This is a genomic window from Kitasatospora sp. NPDC057198 (assembly GCF_042670125.1).
Classification (GTDB): domain Bacteria; phylum Actinomycetota; class Actinomycetes; order Streptomycetales; family Streptomycetaceae; genus Kitasatospora.
Genome location: NZ_JBHUWH010000629.1, coordinates 1 through 3,704, shown reverse-complemented (window position 1 = coordinate 3,704; position 3,704 = coordinate 1). Strand labels below are relative to the sequence as shown.

The window sequence follows — 3,704 nt, the reverse complement described above, 5'->3', positions numbered from 1 at the left end:
GCCCGGACCAGCTCCGGGCCGCCCCTCGCCCCGCCGCTACCCGACGGATGGCCAACGCCGTGAGCACCCACCAGCCCGCCCCCGCCGCCGAGGCTCCCGCCGCCGAGGCCCCCGCTCCGGACCCGGCCCCCGATCCGGCCCGGGACCCCGCCGCTCGGGGCCCCGCCCCCGCCGCCCAGGGCCCCGACCTCGCCGATGAGGGCCCCGGCCTCGCCGACGAGGACCTCGCCCCCGCCGCCCTCCCCGCCGAACGCCGCCGCCGCGCCAAGGCACTGCTGCGCGCCGCGCTGCGCCCGCACCGGGCCACCGTGGCCGCCGCGATGGCCGCCGCCGCGATCCGGCAACTCGCCCTGCTCGCCGTCCCCTGGTGCGTGCAGAAGGCCCTGGACGACGGGCTGCAACGGCACGACGGCGGCGCCCTGCTGACCTGGGCCGCCGCCACCGCGCTGGCCGCCCTGGTCCAGTTCGCCGGGCTGTACGGCTGGCAGTACTGGGCCGGGTACGCGGACGCCAAGGTCGGCGCCGACCTGCGCGGACGGCTGCTGCGCCACCTGGCCGCCCTGGACCGGGCGGCGCTCGCCGCGCGCGGCCACGGCGACCTGGCGATGCGGGCCACCCGGGACACCGACCTGGTCCGCGAGTGGGTGCACGGACTGGCGGTCTGGGTGGTGCTCGGCACGACCTTCCTGACCGTGCTGCCCGCGATCGGCGCCCTCGACCCCGGCCTGCTGCTGGTCACCCTGGCCACCCTGCCGTTCCTGGTCTGGGTCAACCTGCACTACCCGCGCCGCTTCGCCGCCGCCTCCGCCGACCTCGCCGCCGCGCACGGCCGCCGCGCCGACGCCGTCGCCGACCTGCTGCAACTCGGCACCGGCCTGCGCGGCACCGGCGGGCACCGCCCGCTGGTCGACCGGCACCACACCGCCAGCGCCGAGGTCACCGCCCGCACCCTCACCGCCGCCCGGATCGAGGCCGGCTGGGCCGCCGTCGCCCCGCTCGTCCCGCGGCTGGCCGTCGCCGCGGGCGTCGGCCTCGGCGGCCTGGCCGTGCTGGACGGGCGCCTCACCGTCGGCGGGCTGGTCGCCTTCACTTCCTGGATGGCCGTCGTCACCCTGGCCACCCGCGTCCTGGTCGACCGGCTGCTGGAACGCGGCCAGGCCGACGTCGCCGCCGCCCGGATCGACGAGGTGCTGTCCGTCACCGCGACCGTCGCCGACCCGCCCGAGCCGGTGGACCTCCCGGCGGCGGGCACCCTGGAGTTCACCGGAGTGCTGGCCCGACGGGACGGCAAGGCCGTCCTCGGGCCCGTCGAACTGACCGTCGCCGCAGGCGAGTTCGTCGCACTGCACGGCGCCACCGGCGCGGGCAAGAGCACCCTGCTGCGGCTCGGCGTCCGCCTCGACGACCCCGACGCGGGCACCGTCCGCTACGGCGGCACCGACCTGCGCGCCGCCCGGCTGGACGAGGTCCGCTCCCGGATCGCGTACGTCGCCCAGCGGCCCGTGCTGCTCTCCGGCACCGTCGCCGACAACCTCCGGCTGGGCCGCGACCTCCCGCAGGCCGCCCTGGAGGACGCCTGCCGCACCGCCGGGCTGCACGGGCAGCTGGCCGCGATGCCCGACGGCTACGCCACCGAACTCGGCGAGGGCGGCACCGCGCTCTCCGGCGGCCAGGTCCAGCGCCTGGCGATCGCCCGCGCCCTGCTCGGCGACCCCGCCGTCCTGCTGCTCGACGACGCCACCTCGGCCCTGGACACCACCACCGAGGCACACGTCCTGGACGGCCTGCGCACCTGGGCCGCCGGCCGCCGCACTCTGCTCTTCGCCACCCACCGCACCGCCGTACTGGCCGCCGCCGACCGGACGGTCGAACTGATGGCCCCCGAACCGACCCCCGCCGACCTCCTGGAGGCCCGCCGTGGCTGAACAGCCGCTCCTGCGCGAGGAGGCCGACGAGCGCGGCGTGCTGCGCCGGGCCCTGCCGTACCTGCGCCCGCACCGGGCCCGGCTCGCGGTGGCGCTCGGCGTGGCGCTGGCCGACTCCGCCGCGCTGGTGGCCGTCGCCCCGCTGGTGGGCCTGGCCACCGACGCGCTGCTGGACGCCGACCGGGGCCGCCTCGTGCTGGCCGTCGTCCTGCTGGCCGGGCTGGCCGCCGCCCAGCTGGTGCTGGCCCGGGTCGGCGAGCTGCTGCTGATCCGCAGCGGCGAGGAGGTGGTGCGGGCCCTGCGCGAGCAGGCGGTGGAGAACCTGGCCACCGCGCCGCTGCGCTTCCTGGAGACCCACCGCGGCGGCGACCTGCTGCGCCGCGCCACCGGCGAGGTGGCCGAACTGGCCGCGTTCGTCCGGCTGCACCTGCGCAACCTGGTCTCCGCGCTGGCCGTCCTCGGCTTCACCCTCGCCGTGCTGGCCGGGTACTCGTGGCCGCTGCTGCTGGTCCAGCTGGTGGTGTTCCTGCCGCCGACGCTGCTGGTCACCCGCTGGTTCCAGCGCGACGCGGCGGCCGCGTTCGGCGGCAAGGCGAGTGCCGAAGCGACCGTCGCGGCGACCTTCGCCGAGACGCTGACCGCCCGGGAGGCGCTGCAGACCTCGCGCGGCCTGCCCGGCTGGACGCGGCGCTTCGATGCGGAGAACCGGCACGCGGTGCGCGCGGCCCGGCGCGCCCTGCGGGTGGAGAACCGGATCGACCTGGTCGGCCTGGTCGAGGGCCTGGCGCTGGTCGCGCTGCTCGGCGCCGGCGGCTGGCTGGTCACCCGGGACGCGGTGGGCGTCGCCACCGTCGTGGTGTTCGTGGTCGCGAGCCGCAACCTGTTCGACGCCTGCACCGACCTGTCGCAGCTGGTCGGCGAGGTCGCCACCGCCCGCACCGGCCTGGCCCGGCTGCTCGACCTGCTCGCCGCGACCGCCGCCACGGCGCCCGCCGCGGACGTCGAGGACCTGCCCGAGCGCGGTGAACTGCGCTGCACGGACGTCGACTTCGGCTACCGCGCGGACGGCCGGGCGCTGCACGGCGTCACCCTGGCGTTCCCGGCGGGCAGCCGCACCGGCGTGGTCGGCGAGACCGGCTCCGGCAAGACCACCCTGGCCAAGCTGCTGTGCGGCCTGTACGCCCCCGACGCCGGCCGGGTCGCCTTCGCCGGCACCCCGTTGGCCGCCCTGCCCGAGCGGCAGCTGCGCCGCCGGATCGTGCTCGTCCCGCAGGAGGTGCGCCTGGTCACCGGCACCGTCGCGGAGAACCTGGCGCTGGTGGGCGGCGCCCCCGACCGGGCGGCGCTCGAACGGGCGGTGGCCGGGCTCGGCCTGACGGACTGGCTGGCGGCGCTGGGCGGCCCGGACGCCGAGGTCGGGCAGCGCGGGGCGCGGCTGTCGGCGGGGGAGCGGCAGATCCTCGGCGTGGTGCGGGCGGTGCTGGCCGACCCGGCGGTGCTGGTGCTGGACGAGGCCACCGCCGACATCGACCCGGTGACCGCCGCCCGGCTGGAGCGCGCCCTGGACGAGCTGCACGCCGGCTGCACGCTGATCGTGATCGCGCACCGCCCGGCCACCATCGCCCGGCTGCCCCGGGTGGTGCGGCTGGCCGGGGGGCGGGTGGTCGCTGACGAGGGGTCAGGGGTGGGCCGCCCTTTGCGCGAAGGAAAGGTTAGGCTAGCCTAAGCTTCGATGTCGTCGGGGTGCCGCCCGCCCGGGAGACCGGACGGACGGCACCC

The 3,704-nt window shown here is 78.2% G+C and carries 2 protein-coding genes; both read left to right on the top strand.

From position 1 onward, the window contains the following. The first annotated feature begins 59 nt into the window (after window positions 1–59). The gene (locus ACFUEL_RS36840; protein ID WP_380242119.1) at window positions 60–1,925 is read left to right on the top strand and encodes an ABC transporter ATP-binding protein; all 1,866 of its coding nucleotides are present in this window, start codon (window positions 60–62) and stop codon (window positions 1,923–1,925) included. Continuing rightward, the gene (locus ACFUEL_RS36835; RefSeq protein WP_380242117.1) at window positions 1,918–3,651 is read left to right on the top strand and encodes an ABC transporter ATP-binding protein; all 1,734 of its coding nucleotides are present in this window, start codon (window positions 1,918–1,920) and stop codon (window positions 3,649–3,651) included. Before ACFUEL_RS36840 ends, ACFUEL_RS36835 begins: the two co-directional genes overlap by 8 nt. Window positions 3,652–3,704: the final 53 nt, after the last annotated feature.